Annotated in this window: 12 protein-coding genes and 1 pseudogene; 12 read left to right on the forward strand and 1 reads right to left on the reverse strand. The window is 56.5% G+C overall.

Features of this window, described 5'->3' with window-relative positions; all coding sequences use genetic code 11:
* The first annotated feature begins 69 nt into the window (after positions 1 to 69).
* The 7 genes and pseudogenes from orn to ACA061_RS02515 all read left to right on the forward strand — a co-directional run bounded on the left by orn (position 70) and on the right by ACA061_RS02515 (position 12306).
* On the forward strand, positions 70 to 612 hold the full coding sequence (gene orn, locus ACA061_RS02485) for an oligoribonuclease (RefSeq protein ID WP_150618010.1): 543 nt from the start codon (positions 70 to 72) through the stop codon (positions 610 to 612).
* An 82-nt stretch (positions 613 to 694) separates the two neighbouring features.
* The gene (locus ACA061_RS02490; RefSeq protein WP_150602643.1) at positions 695 to 1306 is read left to right on the forward strand and encodes a trimeric intracellular cation channel family protein; all 612 of its coding nucleotides are present in this window, start codon (positions 695 to 697) and stop codon (positions 1304 to 1306) included.
* Between the two features lie 180 nt (positions 1307 to 1486).
* Positions 1487 to 2518: a hypothetical protein gene (locus ACA061_RS02495; RefSeq protein ID WP_497300495.1), complete on the forward strand. Its 1032-nt coding sequence runs from the start codon at positions 1487 to 1489 to the stop codon at positions 2516 to 2518.
* Between the two features lie 181 nt (positions 2519 to 2699).
* Positions 2700 to 2847, forward strand: a pseudogene (locus ACA061_RS02500) (trimeric intracellular cation channel family protein); the annotation flags it as partial.
* Between the two features lie 808 nt (positions 2848 to 3655).
* On the forward strand, positions 3656 to 6109 hold the full coding sequence (locus tag ACA061_RS02505; protein WP_497300496.1) for a leucine-rich repeat domain-containing protein: 2454 nt from the start codon (positions 3656 to 3658) through the stop codon (positions 6107 to 6109).
* A gap of 339 nt (positions 6110 to 6448) precedes the next feature.
* Entirely contained in the window at positions 6449 to 7444 is a 996-nt protein-coding gene (locus ACA061_RS02510; RefSeq protein WP_497300497.1) for a hypothetical protein, read from the forward strand.
* A 77-nt stretch (positions 7445 to 7521) separates the two neighbouring features.
* Positions 7522 to 12306: an RHS repeat domain-containing protein gene (locus ACA061_RS02515; RefSeq protein ID WP_497300498.1), complete on the forward strand. Its 4785-nt coding sequence runs from the start codon at positions 7522 to 7524 to the stop codon at positions 12304 to 12306.
* A gap of 16 nt (positions 12307 to 12322) precedes the next feature.
* Here ACA061_RS02515 and queG read toward each other — a convergent pair whose 3' ends face one another.
* Positions 12323 to 13396, reverse strand: a complete 1074-nt coding sequence (gene queG, locus ACA061_RS02520) for a tRNA epoxyqueuosine(34) reductase QueG (protein WP_150602638.1) — start codon at positions 13394 to 13396, stop codon at positions 12323 to 12325.
* 63 nt (positions 13397 to 13459) lie between these two features.
* Between queG and ACA061_RS02525 the strand changes: the two genes are divergently transcribed.
* From ACA061_RS02525 to miaA, 5 genes are read left to right on the forward strand one after another with little or no spacing between them, the layout of a single operon-like run.
* Entirely contained in the window at positions 13460 to 14959 is a 1500-nt protein-coding gene (locus ACA061_RS02525; protein WP_497300499.1) for an NAD(P)H-hydrate dehydratase, read from the forward strand.
* The gene (gene tsaE / locus ACA061_RS02530) at positions 14947 to 15417 is read left to right on the forward strand and encodes a tRNA (adenosine(37)-N6)-threonylcarbamoyltransferase complex ATPase subunit type 1 TsaE (RefSeq protein WP_210701159.1); all 471 of its coding nucleotides are present in this window, start codon (positions 14947 to 14949) and stop codon (positions 15415 to 15417) included. The genes ACA061_RS02525 and tsaE overlap by 13 nt, the downstream gene beginning before the upstream one ends.
* A gap of 3 nt (positions 15418 to 15420) precedes the next feature.
* Complete coding sequence (locus ACA061_RS02535; RefSeq protein WP_210554449.1) at positions 15421 to 16848, forward strand: N-acetylmuramoyl-L-alanine amidase; 1428 nt, start codon at positions 15421 to 15423, stop codon at positions 16846 to 16848.
* Positions 16845 to 18755 (forward strand): DNA mismatch repair endonuclease MutL, encoded by a 1911-nt coding sequence (gene mutL / locus ACA061_RS02540; RefSeq protein ID WP_150602634.1) that lies wholly within the window; start codon positions 16845 to 16847, stop codon positions 18753 to 18755. Before ACA061_RS02535 ends, mutL begins: the two co-directional genes overlap by 4 nt.
* Positions 18755 to 19726: a tRNA (adenosine(37)-N6)-dimethylallyltransferase MiaA gene (gene miaA, locus ACA061_RS02545; RefSeq protein ID WP_497300500.1), complete on the forward strand. Its 972-nt coding sequence runs from the start codon at positions 18755 to 18757 to the stop codon at positions 19724 to 19726. The genes mutL and miaA overlap by 1 nt, the downstream gene beginning before the upstream one ends.
* Positions 19727 to 19776 lie beyond the last annotated feature (50 nt).

The raw sequence follows: 19776 nt of genomic DNA on the forward strand, positions 1-19776 counted from the left end.
GGCCGCGAGTTTAGCACGCCCGGCCACCGGCCTAGGCTAAACTGCGCAGCATTGCCTAGGAGCCGAAATATGCAAAACCCGCAGAATTTGATCTGGATCGACCTGGAAATGACCGGTCTGGATCCGGATAACGACGTCATCATCGAAATGGCCACTATCGTCACTGACAGCGACCTCAACACTCTCGCCGAAGGGCCGGTGATCGCCATTCACCACAGCGACGAAGTCCTCGCGCGCATGGATGAGTGGAACACCCGCACCCACGGCAACTCCGGCCTGACCCAGCGCGTACGTGACAGCCGCGTCAGCATGGCCGAAGCCGAAGCCGAAACCATCGCCTTCCTCGAAAAGTGGGTGCCGAAGGGCAAATCGCCGATCTGTGGCAACAGCATCTGCCAGGATCGTCGCTTCCTTTATAACCACATGAAGGCGCTGGAAAGCTACTTCCACTACCGCAACCTCGACGTGTCGACCCTCAAGGAACTGGCCGCGCGCTGGGCGCCGGACGTACGTGACAGCTTCAAGAAGGGCAGCACGCACCTTGCGCTGGACGATATCCGCGAATCGATTGCCGAGCTGCAGCACTACCGCAAGCATTTCATCAAGTTCTGAGATTGGCGAACTTCGCTATCGCCCTCTTTTGGTGCCATGGCGAAGTCAGTAGACTGCGCGCCTTCCTGCAAGGATCGCCACCATGTTGCTGATGCTCTACCTCGTCGCCATCACCGCTGAAGCCATGACTGGCGCCCTGTCTGCCGGGCGTCGTGGCATGGACTGGTTCGGCGTGGTGCTGATCGCCTGCGTCACGGCATTGGGCGGCGGTTCGGTGCGCGACGTGCTGCTTGGGCATTACCCGCTGACGTGGGTCAAGCACCCGGAGTATCTGGTGCTGACATCAGTGGCGGCGATGTTCACCGTGTTCACCGCCCGCTGGATGCGTCACCTGCGCTCGCTGTTTCTGGTGCTCGATGCGGTCGGTCTGGTGGCATTCACCCTGATCGGCTGCATGACCGCCCTGGAAATGGGCCACGGTATGCTGGTGGCGTCTGTCAGCGGTGTAATTACCGGAGTGTTCGGTGGCATATTGCGCGATATCTTTTGCAATGATATTCCGCTGATCTTCCGTCGCGAACTTTACGCCAGCGTGTCATTTGCCGCAGCGTGGTGCTACATGCTGTGTCTGTATCTGAACTTGCCGAGTGAGCAGGCAATACTGATCACACTGTTCGGTGGTTTTCTATTGCGCTTGTTGGCGATCCGTTTTCACTGGGAAATGCCAAAGTTTGTATATAACGACGAACATTGAGATTTGCTGTGGTCGCTATTTGTAAACGGATGACTAACTAGTCGATAGTCGGCGATTATAAGTGTGTGCATGTTTCTTACATTTTTAGGTTTGTCGCTCTTTTGAAGGTCGTGTTATTTTTTTGATCGGTTATCTCAGTATCGATTATCGAAACAAGCATGAATTCAAAGGAGTTGCATCATGGATGTAGAATTAGGCGTAGCACGGACCGCGGAAGCCATGTCGGTAGTTCTCGATGGTATTTCCAGCTTCAAGGTAAAGTTTGATGCGAGTGACGCTACCCGCAGCAAGACTCTATTCGGCAATGGGCGTATGCAGGTAAAAGTGCAGGTTCTGGTCACCGGAGTTGATAGTAATGGAACTCCAGTACATGTGCCTGCTGTAGTCATGGATAGCATTGAGCTTATCCATTACACCACCGGCAAAACCCTGCGCGCTGGCTGGGCCGCAAGCGCCGAGCAAGGGCGATTCACGCTGGAAGCACCAGCGGTCACGACCGTGGGTGGGGGCGATGACGATGCGGAGGATGACGTTCTACATCACCAGGTTCGCACGTTCTGGGTGTCGTCGTCGGGCGCCGGGACGACCCAGATCGCCGCGCGCCTTTCCCTCCAAGGCCAGACGATCACCACCAATGGAACTGCGCTCGGCGGTGTTCATGACAGCAGCGTGACGTTGGAGGCGCAACCACCACAAGCCTACGCGATGGAACAGTTCCGCTGGCATATGACCCGCCGGGGAAATGAGGAACCGCGTAATCGTATCTTTAACTATTATCTTGGTTTATATCCAAACGGGCAGCAAATCAAACTGGTTGACTGGATTGCCGATGGAGCAGCGGCTGAAGAAGATTATATGTTTGTTGTAGCTAATAAACTTTACGCATACGCGACGAATTTTCTCAGCGGTATTCTGGCTCGGCCAACAGCTACGCATGTGCAACTGTCATTGCCCTACAACGGAGACGCGACTGCTTTTACATTTTTCCGTGATGCGATTACGCGGGATTCGAAACTTTACAGTGTGAGGGTAAATGACCGGGATGGAGAACTGACGTTTGTGCAGGCTCTCTCCGAATATTCGAGGATTGCACCTGAATTCAAAAGTGACAAAGTCTTTCGGTTTCGCGCCATTGATCAACATGGTACGGAGCATAAACTGGCGATTCGCACCGATTTCGCAGCGCGCAATTTCTATCTTGAACGAGGTTGAGTGCCGCCTCATTCAATTTGCGTACCGCACTAAAGCAGGCAGTCCGATAAACTGAATTTTCGCTCGTCAAGTATTGCGATATGCAGAATTTGTATGTCTGTCATGCGTTGACTCTGTAGGAATACGGAGTCTTCGCAACCACACGCCAACAGTTCTGAACTCTGTGCTAACGCACGTAATCAGCGTGGATTTTGCCGCCGCGTGCTGCTACATCCCGTGTCTGTATTTGAATGTGCCGGGTGAGCGAGCCATTCTGATTACCTGTGTGCGAATTTTTGTTGCGTCTGCTGGCCATTCGTTTTCATTGGAAAATGCCGAGTTTTTTGTAAAGACCAGTGTTGAAATGTTTTGCAGTTGCTGTTTGCGCGCGGGTAATTAACTTGTCGGTCTTTGGTGATCATAAGTGTATGGATGTTTCTTGCGTTTTCCGCTTTACCGATCTTTTGACGGTTGTGTTATTTGTTTAGTCGGTTGTCTCAATATCGATTATCAAAATAAACATGTTTCAGAGGCGTCCATGACAGCAGCGTGACCGTGGAGGTGCAGCCGCCACAAGGCTACGCGTTGGATCAGTTCCGCTGGGGGAGCATCCGACGGAGAAATGAGGAGTCGGGTAATCGTATCTATAACTTTTATCTTGGTTTGTATCCACAGGGGCGATTAACACGGATTCGGTAGAGCGCTATTTCCATCTTGAACGAGGTTGAACGCCGAAACATTCAATTTGCGGTGAATGTGGTAGACATGTATGCCGCTTTACAAAAGGCATGCCACTAAACTGAATTTCGCTCATCAAGTATTTGCGATACGCAGTATTTGCATGCCTGTCATGCGTTGACCCTGTCGGAATACAGGGTATTCGCAACCACATTTCAAGGATGAAATCCCATGGTTGGCAAAACGCCAAAAAACCCACCGGCACCCGTTCCCCCCGTTTCTCGCAAACGGATCCAGCCGCCTGACCCACCATTACGCGTCGAAACTTTTCTCCCTCCGATAGCTCACCCTTTAGTTACGAGCTCTGTGCTAACCCACACAGGCAGCCCGATACATGTTTCTCCAATCGTTGCCACTGCCGCCATCAAAGTCAGTCCTTATCCCCACAAACCTGACTCGCCAAGCGGCGCCGCCGTATCGATGGCCCGATCTCTGGAGGAGTTTTATACGCCGGTACCGTCGTGGATACCGAATACCGAGGCCGATGGAACATTGCTGTTCAAGCGGCGCCAATACGTGGCCGTAGACCATGAGCACTTTGTGCAAGTGGTTCGCGATCCCGCCAGTGGCCACCTGCGCGCAACACTGTCGATTGAACGAACGCCCTCGGGGCCGTGGCTTCAGCGTGATCCCGTCAGTGGATTCTGGCGTTGCGTGGAGCAACCAAGGATGGAGACTGTCACCGGCGCGTGGGGCCAGGCTGTCGAGCGCCCCGCGCAATGGCAGGTCGCGCAGCTATTCCGACGGTTAGGTCAGTCAGTCGCGATGTTCTCCGATGCCACCGTCGCCCGCATTCTCGCAGTGAGTGGTATCGATGATGATTTGCTGCATCGCCTCTACGCCCGATCCCATCGCCCGCCTGCGCTGCTGGAAGACACGGTCAGGCGCTTCAAGCTTGATCAGCAGATCCGGCAGTTGGTCACCCATCTGGAGAGCGACGACCCCTCGGTATACGTCAAGGCCGATCCTCAGTTGCAGTTATTGCTGCTGAAAGCTAATGGCGTCGATGTTGCAAGCACCCCTCTGTTCAGGGGTGACTTACTCCCCAGTGTTGTCAGGACGCTGGATGCTGCATTGCTCGAAAAACTGCTGGCACCAACGGCAAGCGCGCAATCCGGTTTAACGCCGCTGGACTCACGGGTTGGCCGTTTACGCAAACTAATGGCCCGTTGGGCTCGGCACGCGCCAGAGCAGCTATTCAAAGCTCGAGAAGAAGCGTTCGAACTGGACTGTAACGAAACCACCCTGCAGATACGCCGGGTTTTTCCGAACCTGCCGAAGACTGCGGCTATGGAAATCTGGCGTAACGCGAGTGCCTCCGAGCGATTGCGGGTGCAAGGTAACCAGAGCATGTCCGACCCCATGATGAATGACGCCTTGCTGCTGTGGCGAGAGATCAGGATCGCGAGGGCATGTGAGGGCATTTACCTGCCGGCAGCCTCCAGTCTGGACAGCGACAGCGTGGCGCTACTGATGATTGCCGACTTGTCCCAATGGCCGCGAGACATGGCGATAGAGATTCGCCACTACGATAGGGGAGGCAAATTGTTGGCCGCTGTCGGAAAATCCGAAGTTGAGAAAACTCGCATTCTGGTGCGCACTGACGACGGTTATGTCATCGAAAATGGCGCCGCACTCAAATCGCAGCGGGCGCGCGATGTGTATTCGGCACTCCTGTTGACCTTGCAGCCTGCGCAGCGTCAAGCCTTCGGTTTGTCTGCCGATGAGGGCAAGTTGCTGCAGCGACGAATCCGGACGCAGCCTCTACCATCACGACAACGTATCAGCGAGGCGCTCGGGTTGCCACCGACCCCGATCGATACGCATGGTCAAGGCCTGGTGCCGCGCGATAGGGGATCGCTGCGCGGCGGTGGTGATATTGACCCCGCCCCCTCTACTTCAGATGTACAGCGCCTGCGTGAACTTTATCCGGCGTTATCGGAGGACGAGGTGGCCAAATTCATGTCCCGCGGCGGCCAGCTTTCCAGTGTGTTGACGCGGCTGGAAAAGGAGTTCGCGACACTGCGCAGCGATTTGGCGGTCTGGAGTGCCGAGGTGCCCGCTGAATCGTCCTCGACGGGCCAAGGGAATGTGCTGACACTCGCCGAACAACGCCAGGCTCGCCAACAGTTCAGCGCAATGCTGCAAGATATCTGGCAGCGCAAGTCGGTTTCGCAATGGGGGGAGGGAGACTATCATTTTTCTTACTATGTCGATTTTTCGGGTGAATTACCGAGATTGTCCGCCAGATTTGAGTATGTAACAGAGTTGATATTGACCGTAAAAAACCCGGACGTCCGTATAGGCACGTTTCTTGATTGCTTTCCCAATATTCAATTTTTAGGGGTAGTTGGCATAAAAATGGAAGAGTTCCCGTCAGGAATTTTTCAAATGCGCCAGTTAAGCGAACTTACACTGGACGGGTGCGCTCTAAAACTGTCTGAAGTCACGGCTGAGGGGGTGTCCAGAATCGAAACGCTCACCTTGTTGAACCTGGCAAACAACCCTCTTACAGTCGCTCCGCATATAGGCTACATGGCAGGTTTGAGCGAGTTGATGCTGAGCAACGCAAATCTTTCCAGTGTCCCTTCAGGCATAGGTGCGCTCAAGGAGCTAGAGCTTGTGGCATTACATAATAATAATATTTCCGACGTGGGGTATGAGTTGTTTGATATTCCGGATACACAGGATCTATTCGTTGGTTTAGTGCATAACCCACTAAGTGATACGTCGAGACAGCGGATTGAACAGTATCTTGAAAATTCCAGTATGGACCGTAAGGTGGAAATCCAGACGGAGGGGGAAGTTTTAGAGTCTGACTCCGATAGTGAGTCTTCAGAAAGCGGGATCTCGACTGCGTCAGGAAGCGACTGAATATTGGTGAAAGTAACGGCTCCTTTGTTTTCCTGAGATAACCTGACAAGAATAAACTGCCCGGTGGCTCCCCTTTTGATTCTGTTGAGTTGAGGTCAGGAGGGGAGAAGGTCATTGAGTGCTGGAATCATGGGGGCAGGAAGAGTGTTGTTAAAGTCCGCTTCATGTGATCTACGATTTTTGAATGTATAAGCATTTGTGTGGGTTGTTGATGGTGATGTTAAAATATTACTCCCTCACAATTTGTCGAATGTCGCGGCTGTTTTTATTCAAGTCGATTCTCCATAGTTTGCTGAGTCCTTAGAGGGCGGAATCTATTAATCAGCAAGGTATTGTTAGATGTTTGATGAGCAAATTGGTATTTCCCGTATCGAGGTAAAACTCGACTCCACAAGGTCAGGCCAGCATAAAGTGCTTTATGCCAATGGGCGCATGCAGGTGCGGGTGTTGGTACTTCTACACGGGATCGATAACAATGGCGACGGCGCTTCACTGTATGGTCATCCCGCGTTGCAGACACTGCGCTTGATTGCCTATAACGGTGCTCGAGCTCTGGACGGGGATTGGCAAGTATCCGTTCAGGAAAATCGGTATAACCACGAAATGTCGGGTGGAGTATCGCATCTCACAGAGGTTGCTAAGGTTACCGATAACCGAATAAGCAGCAATTTGGATCCGGTGCAGATTTTTGAGTTCTGGGTTTCCGCCACCAAGACCGGAATCATGGAGGTTGCCGCCGAAATCGTCATGAACGAAGAGGTATTGAGAAGCAACGGACTTGGTTTTGACAGCAGCGTTACGCTGGAGGCGATTCCACCGAAAGAGTATTCGCTGAGTGACTTCTCGGTGAGCAAATACGGAGACCAGGAGCGGCGTGATCGTTACGACTGGATCCAGACTTATCATATTGCCCTGCACGCGGAGGGCAGGCAGATTTCCCTCCTGGATTGGTACAGTAGCGAAGTAAGGCTTGCGTATTACGATTCCGATACTGCGGTGCAAGTGTATGTGTCCGGAAATATTCCCGATACTGAGGATAATCGCCGGTGTTTTTATGGCTATATGGCGCCGATGTATAAGCGCAGCGCAACGTTTCGCAGCCCTCGCCTTGGTTATATGACGGTGCCTGTGAACAAAGTAGCAGGGCGATTGACGCTCATTCAGTATATTTCCGCTGATTCTCAAGAGGGCGGCGAAAACAAAAACGGATTCGAGTTCGCGGTATTTGATGAGTTTGGTACGGAACATCGGCTGTGTCTCGAAGGCGACAAAGAGCAGCGTACTTTTATTCTGGTTAAGTCAAAGCGGCCGATGCAACAGTTCTGGTCTCGTTAAGTCCGGCCAGGCCAGCGCACAGTTCGCTGGCCTGCTGTTGGCCGTATCTGAATAAATTGAATGCAAGGCGTTGTTTCATGACTAATAATTCAAATTCCCCTGTTCACTCAAATGCTTTCAACTTCGGTGAGTTCGTTACCGGAGGCGTTGATCCGCGTACGGGTATGTACACCTGCGCCTTTTCCTTGGGCACGTTACACTCGGCGGATCTCAATGGCCCTGACCTTGCAATTTCACTGGGCTTCAATCCGCTTAATCAGACGGATGCCGGTTTCGGAGTTGGCTGGTCGCTGATCACGACAAATTACGACTTGCGCAGCAAAGTCATGACACTGTCCAACGGTGAGCGTTACAAGGCTGTCGAAACGCCTGCTGGGTTGAAGTTCAAGGAAATGAAACTGCAAACGGCAAAAGTGTTAGTGACCGGAGCAGGGCGCTATGAAGTTCGATACAAGGATGGTCGGCGTGAACTGCTCAAGGTTCTGGCTGGCACTCAGGTCGCGGTAGCGGAAAAAATAATCGCGGCGAACGGTGTGAGCGTCACGCTCAAGCATAAGGCGTTCAATGAGTTTCCCATGCTGACCGAGATCAGCGACACCAAGGGATGCCTGCTGAACATTACACGCAAGGAGGGTCAGGTGACATTGACCCGGCATCCGGATACCTCGTCCAGTTTCAATTACAAATTGATCCTGAAAAATGGGCGGGTGACGTCAATCGAACTGCCGGTCGGCAAAGGTTGGGACCTCGATTATGAAGTCATTGATGGAGCCAGTTATCTGCGCAAAGTCGTCAATCCATTGCATGGCATAGAAATCATTCGTTACAAGCGGCAAGGTCACCGCTTCATCAATGAGGTGGAACAGACACTACCGTTTGTTATCGCTCACGATATCTACCCTGGTCGTGGCCAACCCAGGCTGTGCAAGACGTACACCTACTCCGACCGTAACTTTCTCGGGCATGGTCTGGTTCCGGCCAGGGGCGATGACGGAGATCCTCTCTACCGGGCATCTGGCACCTACGTCTACACCTCTGAGGAGAAGTTGGTTGTGAGCGGTAAGGCACATACGCGCATCAACCGCACCTACAACAAATTTCATTTGCTGGTCGAAGAAGTTACGACGTGTGGCGATGCTCAGATCGAAACCACTACTGAATATCATTGTTCGGTCGCCAAGCCGTTCAACGAGCAGCCGGCTCAGTTCCGCATGCCGAAAGTTCAGACGGTGACCTATCTCGATCGACGCACCAAGCAATCGCGCAAGGAAATCACCGTCACCGAGTTCGACGGCGAAGGCAACCTGCTTAAGTGCGTTGAGCCGAGTGGGGTGACGACTGTCACGGAGTTTTATCCGGCAAGCGGTGGGGACAACTGCCCAGAGGATCCGCTGGGTTTCGCCAGGTTCCAGAAAAAGAGGACGGTCACCGCTGCGGCAGCGGGTGAGGCCTCGACTGTCACGTACTACGACTATGCGCTGCATCCTGCGCTGGAAGGTGAGGGGCTGGCATCCGTCTTGCCGGTCGAGGAACGTGATTTCGAGTTCGTGAAGGGGGTAGAGGTCCTGCTATCGAAAACCGAACGCAGTTACCTCGATACGCCAAAGGATCCGTTCAAGCACGGGGCGACGAAAGCGCAAAGCGTCACCCGAAACTATAAAAAGATCTGTACGGAATTTTCCTATGAGCTTGAGGACAATCGTCTTCGGGTGAAGTCCAGCACACGCGGGTTTGATGGTTCGCAGCAGACCAGTGAAAAAGTGCTCTCGACGCAGACGGGCTTACTGTTGGCAGAGGTCGGTGTCGATGGCACGCGCATCGAACATGAATACGACGCGATCGGCCGAGCCGTATGCAAAACGGTTGCCCCCGGCACGCCCTACGCGGCCTCTACCCAGTGGGCCTACCTGGCCGCCAGTAAACAACAGCCGGCCACGATGGTGACCACGGATGCGGCGGGCGGCGAGCAAAGAGTGACTTATGACGGCCTGGAGCGGGTAATCACCGTTCAGGAAAAGGACTGCGATCATCCCGACAAGGACGGTCTTATCCAGTCCCGCACCCTATATTCAGCCATGCATGATTCGGCGGGTCATAAAGTCAAATCGACGCTGACCGATTGGCGCGATGGCAAGCCTTGTCCGGTCATCACCTGCTACGAATACGATAGCTGGGGCCAGGTCAGCAAGACGCTGCATGCCGATGGGCGCATCGAACACAGCGTGGCTGATCCGGTCCTTCGCCAGCAAACGAACTGGCTCGAGGGAATGGGCAAAACGGTGACTGAAGTCAACGACTTTGGTAAACCGCTGAGCGTCGAGCACTTCAACCTGAAGAGCAAGAGCCTCGGCAAAACCGTTTATACCTATGACGGCTTCGGGCGCACAACCAGCCAGACAGATCCCGTCGGCAATACGACTCGATATGAGTACGACGTTTTTGACCGGATGATCCGCACTGTCCTGCCCGATGCCAGCGCGGTCGTGACCGACTATGCCGAGCATAGCGATGAAGGTCTGCCGATCGGCATCAAGGTTGATGACAAAGTGTTGGGGCAGCAAACTTATGACGGTTTGAGTCGTTTAATACAAAGTACCGTGGGCGGACGAAAGTCCGAGGCTGGTTATGAAGCGGGCTTCACTCAGCCACAGTGGCACAAGAGTGCTGATGGCAAAAAAACCGAATTCACTTATTTGCGCGATCTGGGCGGTTTGCTGACGGAGCGCAAGGCAGGTGCATTAGTCACGACCATGACTTACGACCCCGTCAGTGGCAATCCCTTGACCTGTACTGAAAACGGTAAGGAACGCAGCTTTACCTATTACCCTTCCGGACGCCTCAAATCCGAAACGACGACCTTCGGCGCTATCACGAAAGCCACGTCCAGTACCTATTCCCTGCAGGGGCGAACGATCACCCATGTCGATGTGCTCGGAGCCGAAAGCAGATCCGAATACGATGAGCACGGCCGCCTGCTCTCCACTTCGCAGGGCTCGCTGAAAACCGAGTTCCACTACAACACCCGGACGGGGAAGCTGGACTGGACGAAAACCGAAGAAACGTCAATCAAGCGTCAAATGGTCACCCGGTTTGTCTACGACGATATCGGTCGTGAAACCCGCCGTACATTCGAGATTCAGGGTCAGCCTGACCAGACGCTGGAATCGACTTATACGCTTGCTGGCAAACTGGCGCAGAAGGTTTCCAGGCGTGGCACGCAAATTTTGCGTGATGAGCAATTCACATACGATGTGCGCGGGCGTCTGATCAAGTACGACTGTGCCGGCACCCAAAAGCCCCGCGATCCGTATGGCAAGGAAATTGTCCAGCAGACGTTCACTTTCGACGCGCTGGACAACATCCTAACCGTGCAGACGAAGTTCCCGCTGGGCGTGAATCTGACCACCTTCAGTTATGACAATCCTGATCCTGTACAGCTCAGCGCAGTCAAGCATTCCCATGTCGATTATCCGTCGGCAGTGACGCTGGAGTACGACGCCAACGGCAGGATGATCAAGGACGACCAGGCGCGAACGCTGGCCTATGACGCATTCGGACGTCTAGAGCAATTGTCCGGCGCTGGGGGATCAGTCATTCGTGGCTACCATTACGACGGTTTCGACGATCTGGTTGAACTGTCGCAACCCGAAAAGGCAACTGCGCAGCGTTACTACTACGCAGGCCGGGTCGCCAATGAGGTGAGTGGTGAAAATTCATACAGTGTTGTACGTCACGGTGGAGCGCTTGTGGGGCAACAGCAGCTAGGTTTGAACGCCGGCGCCCAGCTATTTGGCACCGATCAGCAGCAAAGCGTGCTGGCAACGCTGGGCAAGGAACAGCTCACCGATTGCGCCTACAGCCCTTATGGGCACCGTCCTGCCGAAGGCGGATTGTTCAGCCTCGCGGGGTTCAACGGCGAGCAGCTCGATCCGGTTACCGGGCTGTATCTGCTGGGGAATGGTTACAGGGCCTATAGTCCGACACTGATGCGTTTTCTCGCCCCCGACAGCATGAGTCCGTTCGGCGCGGGCGGATTGAATACCTATAGCTATTGCTTGGGCGACCCTGTCAATCGTGTCGACCCAACCGGGCATATCTCCTGGCAATCAGTCCTGGGAATCGGGCTCAGTATTCTCGGGGTTGTTGCCAGCGTATTGACGATGGGCGCGGCGACGCCATGGGCAGTGGCGTCAATGGGGTTGGCGGTTGCGTCTGGACTGGCGGGTATAGCCAGCGAGGTGCTCAATGAATTGGCACCGGGTTCTCAAGCAGGCGAGATATTGGGGTGGATCAGCTTTGGTCTAGGATTGGCTTCGCTCGGTACAGGCCTGGCGGCTGGTGCCAAAGCGGCCATTAATGCTGGCAGGAGACTTGCTGGGGCCTTTAAGCCGGGGTTGAGTGGCAGAGGAGGCCAAAAAGCAGGCCAAGAGATGGCCCGAGGTTTCGTCAAAGGAAAAGGGGCCAAGGCAGCGGCCAAAAAAGCCAAGGCGCCCGTGGTGGAAGAGTCGGATGAACCTTGGCAATTAATCAGGCCCACGCGACACACTTTCCAAAATCCATGTAATAGCAGAAAGGCTTATGATTTCTACAGGCTCATTGAAGGCAATAACTCCCCCCGCCAAGCGGCCAACCTAAATGGGATGCTGTACGGGGAAATGAGACCACTCGGCAATGGAAGAAGTGTATCGCATGTTTATATGGCGAAGACGGCCGGACGTGGGGAGCGTATTTACCTTCTAGAGGACAGTAATCAGAGAGTTTGCAAAGTCTTGCACGCGGGCGAGCATTTGTCCCCGGGGCAGACGAATGCACTGATAGAATCTGCTTACGATATGGATACAATGCGCATTCCTACGGCCTGAGTACTTTGCTGGCCCTTTATGGATTTGAAGGCCTGGAGTGCCGTTCCAGCGCCCATTCCACATGCTCTCTAACCAACTCCGACGGATAATCCCGTCGCGCCTTCAACGCTTCCAGCACCGGAATCGTTGAAGGCGCATTCCCCAGCCCCACTGCCAGATTCCTCAACCAGCGCTCATACCCGGCACGCCGCAATGGCGAGCCTTCGGTGCTGCTCAAGAACTTCTCTTCATCCCACAAAAACAGCTCGGCCAGTTCGGCATTGTCGAGGTTATGCCTCGGCTTGAAATCACCTTCTCCTGAGGGCTTGGCGAAACGGTTCCACGGGCAGACGATCTGGCAGTCATCGCAGCCGAACACGCGGTTGCCGATCAGCGGGCGCAAATCTTCAGGGATAGCGGTTTTCAGCTCGATGGTCAGATACGAAATGCAACGCCGGGCGTCCAGCACATACGGGCCGACGAAGGCGTTGGTCGGACAAATGTCGAGGCAAGCGGTGCAACGGCCGCAATGTTCGCTGCTGTGCGGCTCATCTACCGGCAGCGGCAGATCAACAAACAGTTCGCTCAAGAAGAAATAGCTGCCCGCCTTGCGATTCAACACCAGCGTGTTTTTGCCGATCCAGCCCAGCCCAGCCTGTTCGGCGATGGCCTTTTCCAGCACCGGCGCGCTGTCGACGAAGGCGCGGAAACCGAACGGACCGATCTCGGCTTGAATCCTGTCGGCCAATTGTTGAACACGTTTACGGATCAATTTGTGGTAATCGCGGCCCAAGGCATAACGCGACACGTAAGCTTTTTCCGGTTCGGCCAGTCGTTTGGCCATTTCGGTGTCGCCCGGCAAGTAGTCCATGCGCAGGGAAACCACGCGCAAAGTGCCAGGCACCAGCTCCTCGGGATGCGAACGTTTGCTGCCGTGGGCGCCCATGTAATCCATTTCGCCGTGGTAGCCGGCTTCGAGCCAGCGCTCAAGGTGCTGCTCATGCTCGGCCAGATCGAGGCCGCTGATGCCGACTTGCTGAAAGCCCAGCTCGCGGCCCCAATCCTTGATCGATTGGGCTAGGGCGGGCAGGTCTGTGGTGATGGCGGACATGAGGCGAGAGAAACCGGAGCTGAGGTGCGTATAATTCTGCCAGACATCGGAGCCCGAAGACGCATGCCGCACACGAAAGATGAATTACCCGACGCGCTGTATGGCGCTGCGCAGGTGCGTGAGATCGACGCACGGCTGATTGCCGCCGGCACGCCGGGCTTTGAATTGATGCAACGCGCCGCCCATGCGACCTGGCGGGCACTGGTGCGGCAGTGGCCATCAGCCGATGAAATGACTGTGCTTGCTGGGCACGGCAACAATGCGGGCGATGGTTATTTGATCGCTGTGCTGGCGCAGCGGGCCGGGTGGTCAGTGCGGGTGTTGGCGGTCGGTGATCCGCAGCGTTTGCAGGGTGATGCTGCGCTTGCTCATGCCCAGGCGTTGGCTGAAGGCGTCAGCGTGCAGGGCTGGACAGTGCAAAGCGAACTGCGCGGCGTCATCGTCGATGCCTTGCTCGGTACTGGCCTCACCGGCGAAGTGCGCGAGCCTTATCTCGATGCAATCAAGACAATCAACGCCAGCGGCTTGCCAGTCACGGCGGTGGATATTCCTTCCGGATTGTCCGCCGATACCGGGCATGTGCTCGGCGTAGCGGTTCGTGCCGATCTCACGGTCACCTTCATTGGTTTGAAAATCGGCCTGTTCACCGGCGACGCGGCGGACTACACCGGTCATCTGGTGTTTAACGATTTGCAAGCCGCAGCCGAAACCTGTCGTGACATTTGCGTTCGTGCCCGACGCCTCAACGCGGCTAATCTGCCGCGTCTGACGCCCCGTGCACCGACGGCGCACAAGGGCCGTTTCGGACACGTGCTGTTGATCGGCGGCGATCAAGGTTTTGGCGGGGCGATCTTGCTCAGCAGCGAAAGCGCCTTGCGCAGCGGTGCGGGCATGGTTTCGCTGGCGACGCGCCCGGAGCATGTGCCAGCAGCGCTGACGCGGATTCCGGAAGTCATGGCGCTCGGCGTTTCTTCGGCCAATCAACTGATGGGCTTGCTGGAAAAGGTTTCCGTGCTGGTGGTCGGACCGGGTCTCGGGCAAGCAGGTTGGGGGCGGGCGTTGTTGTCCGCCGCCGCCAACGCAGCACTACCGCAAGTTTGGGACGCCGATGCATTGAACCTGCTGGCCAGCGGTTGTGTCAGTCTGCCAAAGGATTGTGTGATCACTCCGCATCCGGGTGAAGCGGCGCGTCTGCTGGGGATCAGCACAGCTGAAGTACAGGCCGATCGTCTGGCGGCAGCGCTGGCGTTGAGCAAAAAATATACAGCGGTGGTTGTGCTCAAAGGCGCCGGTAGCCTGATCGCCCATCCCGACGGGCGTCTGGCGTTGTGTCATCAGGGCCATCCGGCCATGGCCACCGCCGGGCTCGGCGATGTGCTGGCCGGTTCGACCGGCGCACTGCTGGCGCAAGGCATGGACGGTTTCGATGCCGCGTGCCTGGCGGTCTGGCTGCATGCCAATGCCGGAATGCAACAAGGGAAATTCGGCCGTGGGCTGGCGGCCAGTGATTTGATTCCAGCCATTCGTCAGTTGTTGGAGGAGCATGCACCGTGTCTGAAGTAACCCTGTACCTGGCCGATGAACAGGCCATGAGCGACTTTGGCGCACGCATCGCCCGCGTTACCCAGGGCCATGGCCTGATTTTTCTCGAAGGCAATCTCGGCATGGGCAAAACCACCCTGTCGCGGGGCATCATTCGGGGTCTGGGGCATGTCGGCTCGGTAAAAAGTCCGACCTTCACGTTGGTCGAGCCCTACGAGATCGGTGACATCCGCGCGTTCCACTTCGACCTGTATCGCCTGGTCGATCCGGAAGAACTGGAGTTTCTCGGCATCCGCGACTACTTCGAAGACGATGCCCTGTGCCTGATCGAGTGGCCCGATAAAGGTGCAGGCTTTTTGCCAAAGCCTGACCTGACCATTACCATTAGCCCGCAAGACAGCGGTCGTTCGCTGAAAATTTTATCCCAGGGCCCGCGTGGCGAGGCCTGGTGTGCCGCTTTGGCATTGGAAACCAATTAAATGATGGGGTTAGGTATGCGCTTTCGCGCGTTGGTGGCTGCCGTTGGACTGTTGTTGATGGCAGTAACCGTCAACGCTGTGGCCGATTCAAAGGTCAACAGCGTGCGCCTGTGGCGGGCGCCGGACAACACGCGACTGGTCTTCGACCTGAGCGGCCCGGTGCAGCACAGCGTGTTCACCCTGACTTCACCGGATCGACTGGTGATCGACATCAATGGCGCCACCCTCGGAGCGCCATTGAATGTGCAGACCGCCAACACGCCGATCACCGCGATGCGCTCGGCTCAGCGCACGCCGACCGACCTGCGGGTGGTCATCGACCTGAAAAAAGCCGTCACGCCGAAAAGCTTCTCGCTGGCGCCGAACGCGCAATACGGCAACCGTCTTGTGGTCGATCTGTTCGACAACCCGGCCGATGCCGCACCACCACCTGCGCCAACGCCGCGGGTTGCGACGGTACCGGCCGTGCCGGTCACCCCGACCGAACCGACAATCAAGCTGCCGCCAGCCCCGGCCGGCAAGCGCGACATTATTGTGGTGATTGACGCCGGCCACGGTGGCGAAGACCCGGGTGCGTCCGGCTCGCGCGGGCAGCGTGAGAAAGACGTGGTGCTGCAGATCGCCCGTGAATTGCAGCGTCAGGTCAATGGCATGAAAGGCTTCCGCGCCGAACTGACCCGTACTGGCGACTACTTCATCCCGTTGCGCGGCCGTACCGAAATTGCCCGCAAGAAGGGCGCCGACCTGTTCGTCTCGATCCACGCCGATGCTGCACCGTCAGCGGCGGCCTTCGGTGCTTCGGTATTTGCCCTGTCTGATCGCGGCGCGACCTCCGAGACCGCTCGTTGGCTGGCCGACAGTGAAAACCGTTCCGACCTGATCGGCGGTGCTGGCAACGTCAGCCTCGACGACAAGGATCGTATGCTCGCAGGCGTATTGCTCGATCTGTCGATGACTGCCTCGTTGACCTCAAGCCTCAACGTCGGCCAGAAAGTCCTGACCAACATCGGCCGGGTTACGCCGCTGCACAAACAGCGTGTTGAGCAAGCCGGGTTCATGGTGCTGAAGTCGCCGGACATTCCGTCGATCCTGGTTGAAACCGGGTTTATCTCCAACGCCAACGAAGCAAACAAACTCTCGGCGTCGAGCCACCAGCAAGCGCTGGCGCGTTCGATCAGCAGCGGCGTACGGCAGTTCTTCCAGCAGAATCCGCCACCGGGGACTTACATCGCCTGGCTGCGCGATTCCGGCAAGATTGCTCAAGGCCCGCGTGATCACCGGGTGAACCCCGGGGAAACCCTGGCGATGATCGCCGTGCGTTATCAGGTCTCGCCTGCGACGTTGCGCAGCGCCAACAATCTGAAAAGCGATGACCTGAAGGCCGGTCAGCACCTGACCATTCCTGGCACCGAACTGGCGTCCAAGGAATGAATCAGGTCTTGAATATGGCCCGCATCGAACTGCTCAGCCCACGGCTGGCGAACCAGATCGCCGCCGGTGAAGTGGTCGAGCGCCCGGCGTCAGTGATCAAGGAATTGCTGGAAAACAGCCTCGACTCCGGAGCGAAACGCATCGACGTCGATGTCGAGCAGGGCGGCGTAAAGCTGTTGCGGGTTCGCGACGACGGCAGCGGCATCTCCGCCGACGACCTGCCGCTGGCGCTGGCCCGCCACGCCACCAGCAAGATTCGTAATCTGGAAGATCTTGAGCAGGTGATGAGCCTGGGCTTTCGCGGTGAAGCCTTGGCATCGATCAGTTCCGTGGCGCGCCTGACCCTGACTTCGCGTACCCGCGATGCCGATCAGGCCTGGCAGGTTGAAACCGAAGGTCGCGACATGGCGCCGCGTGTTCAGCCGGCCGCGCATCCGGTGGGCACTTCGGTGGAAGTGCGTGACTTGTTCTTCAATACGCCGGCACGACGCAAATTCCTCAAGACTGAAAAAACCGAATTCGATCACCTGCAAGAAGTGATCAAACGTCTGGCACTGGCGCGTTTCGACGTGGCTTTCCATCTGCGCCACAACGGCAAGACCATCCTCAGCCTGCACGAAGCCCACGATGATGCGGCCCGCGCCCGGCGTGTGGCGGCGATCTGCGGCTCGGGTTTTCTTGAGCAGGCGCTGCCGATCGAGATCGAACGCAATGGCTTGCACCTGTGGGGTTGGGTCGGGTTGCCTACTTTCAACCGCAGTCAGGCGGACTTGCAGTACTTCTTTGTGAATGGCCGTGCGGTGCGCGACAAACTGGTGGCCCATGCGGTGCGCCAGGCGTATCGCGACGTGCTGTTCAACGGTCGTCACCCAACGTTTGCGCTGTTTTTCGAGGTTGATCCGGCGGCGGTGGACGTTAACGTTCACCCGACCAAACACGAAGTGCGCTTCCGTGACGGGCGCATGGTGCATGACTTCCTTTACGGCACGCTGCACCGTGCGTTGGGCGATGTGCGCCCGGAAGATCAGCTTGCCGGTTCGGTCACCACTGCCGTCGTCCGTCCGACAGGGCTTGATGCCGGCGAATTCGGGCCGCAGGGCGAAATGCGTCTGGCGGCCAATGCGCTGCTGGAGCAACCGCAGGCACAACCGGCGTTCAACACGTCGTCGGGCGCCAGCGCTGGCGGCGCTTACCAGTATCAATACACGCCGCGTCCGCAATCCGCCGTGCCGCCGGCCGCTGAGGCTCAGGCTGCCTACCGCGAGTTTTTCGCGCCGTTGCCAGAAGCCAATGCCAATGCATTGCCGGCTGGTCAGGAAGACATTCCGCCGCTCGGCTACGCATTGGCGCAGTTGAAAGGCATCTACATCTTGTCCGAGAACGCCCAAGGCCTGGTGCTGGTGGACATGCATGCTGCCCACGAGCGGATCATGTACGAGCGCCTGAAGATCGCTATGGCCAGCGAAGGCCTCAGCGGCCAACCGTTGCTGGTGCCGGAATCGCTGGCGGTCAGTCAGCGTGAGGCCGATTGCGCCGAAGAGCATGCCGCGTGGTTCCAGCGACTGGGCTTTGAATTGCAGCGTCTGGGCCCGGAAACATTGGCGATCCGCCAGATTCCAGCACTGCTCAAGCAAGCCGAAGCCAACCGTTTGGTCGGCGACGTGCTGTCGGATTTGATGGAATATGGCACCAGCGACCGGATTCAGGCACACCTGAACGAACTGCTCGGCACCATGGCCTGCCACGGCGCAATCCGCGCCAACCGGCGCCTGGCCCTGCCGGAAATGAACGGCCTGCTGCGTGACATGGAAAACACCGAGCGCAGCGGTCAATGCAACCATGGCCGACCGACCTGGACCCAATTGGGCCTGGACGATCTGGACAAACTGTTTTTGCGCGGTCGTTGATGAGCCAGCTTCCTCCAGCGATTTTCCTGATGGGCCCGACCGCTGCGGGCAAGACAGATCTGGCCATCGAGTTGACCAAAGTGCTGCCGTGCGAGCTGATCAGTGTCGATTCGGCGCTGGTCTTTCGCGGCATGGACATCGGCACCGCCAAGCCCTCAAAAGAGCTTCTGGCTGAATATCCTCACCGTCTGATCGACATTCTCGATCCGGTTGAAGCCTATTCGGCTGCGGATTTTCGTCGCGATGCCTTGCAAGCCATGGCTGAAATCACCGCGCGCGGAAAAATTCCGCTGCTGGTCGGCGGCACAATGCTCTATTACAAGGCTTTGATCGAAGGTCTGGCGGATATGCCAGCGGCCGATCCCGAGGTGCGCGCGCAGATCGAAGAAGAGGCTGCACGCCTTGGCTGGCAAGCCCTGCACGATCAATTGGCGGTGATCGACCCGGTGTCCGCTGCGCGGATTCATCCGAACGATCCACAGCGCTTGAGTCGCGCGCTGGAAGTCTATCGGGTCAGTGGTCAGAGCATGACTGCGCTACGTGAGCAACAATCTGCGCAAAGTACTGAAGCAGCCGCTTCGGGACTTCAACAATTGCCCTATACTGTCGCGAACTTGGCCATTGCTCCGGCGAATCGTCAGGTACTGCACGAGCGCATTAAACAAAGATTCACAAATATGTTGGAACAGGGATTCATCGACGAGGTCGTAGCCCTGCGTAAAAGAAGTGACCTGCATTCGGGGTTGCCGTCTATACGTGCGGTAGGCTACCGCCAAGTCTGGGACTACCTGGATGGCAAGCTGACATTGGCTGAAATGCAGGAGCGCGGCATCATCGCCACGCGCCAGTTGGCCAAGCGCCAGTTCACCTGGCTGCGCAGTTGGGAAGATCTGCACTGGCTCGACAGCCTTGATTGCGACAATCTGCCGCGCGCCTTGAAATACCTTGGGACCATCTCCATATTGAGCTGAGTCCTTGCAATTGCCGTCTATCCTTGGGGGTGTGACGGCCAAAGCCATCT

The organism is Pseudomonas sp. LBUM1668 (assembly GCF_059695715.1).

What these genes read in the sequence shown, in the direction of transcription:
- orn (WP_150618010.1), top strand. Translation starts at nt 70, where the DNA reads ATGCAAAACCCGCAGAATTTGATCTGGATCGACCTGGAAATGACCGGT.
- ACA061_RS02490 (WP_150602643.1), top strand. Translation starts at nt 695, where the DNA reads ATGTTGCTGATGCTCTACCTCGTCGCCATCACCGCTGAAGCCATGACT.
- ACA061_RS02495 (WP_497300495.1), top strand. Translation starts at nt 1,487, where the DNA reads ATGGATGTAGAATTAGGCGTAGCACGGACCGCGGAAGCCATGTCGGTA.
- ACA061_RS02505 (WP_497300496.1), top strand. Translation starts at nt 3,656, where the DNA reads ATGGCCCGATCTCTGGAGGAGTTTTATACGCCGGTACCGTCGTGGATA.
- ACA061_RS02510 (WP_497300497.1), top strand. Translation starts at nt 6,449, where the DNA reads ATGTTTGATGAGCAAATTGGTATTTCCCGTATCGAGGTAAAACTCGAC.
- ACA061_RS02515 (WP_497300498.1), top strand. Translation starts at nt 7,522, where the DNA reads ATGACTAATAATTCAAATTCCCCTGTTCACTCAAATGCTTTCAACTTC.
- queG (WP_150602638.1), bottom strand. Translation starts at nt 13,396, where the DNA reads ATGTCCGCCATCACCACAGACCTGCCCGCCCTAGCCCAATCGATCAAG.
- ACA061_RS02525 (WP_497300499.1), top strand. Translation starts at nt 13,460, where the DNA reads ATGCCGCACACGAAAGATGAATTACCCGACGCGCTGTATGGCGCTGCG.
- ACA061_RS02535 (WP_210554449.1), top strand. Translation starts at nt 15,421, where the DNA reads ATGGGGTTAGGTATGCGCTTTCGCGCGTTGGTGGCTGCCGTTGGACTG.
- mutL (WP_150602634.1), top strand. Translation starts at nt 16,845, where the DNA reads ATGAATCAGGTCTTGAATATGGCCCGCATCGAACTGCTCAGCCCACGG.
- miaA (WP_497300500.1), top strand. Translation starts at nt 18,755, where the DNA reads ATGAGCCAGCTTCCTCCAGCGATTTTCCTGATGGGCCCGACCGCTGCG.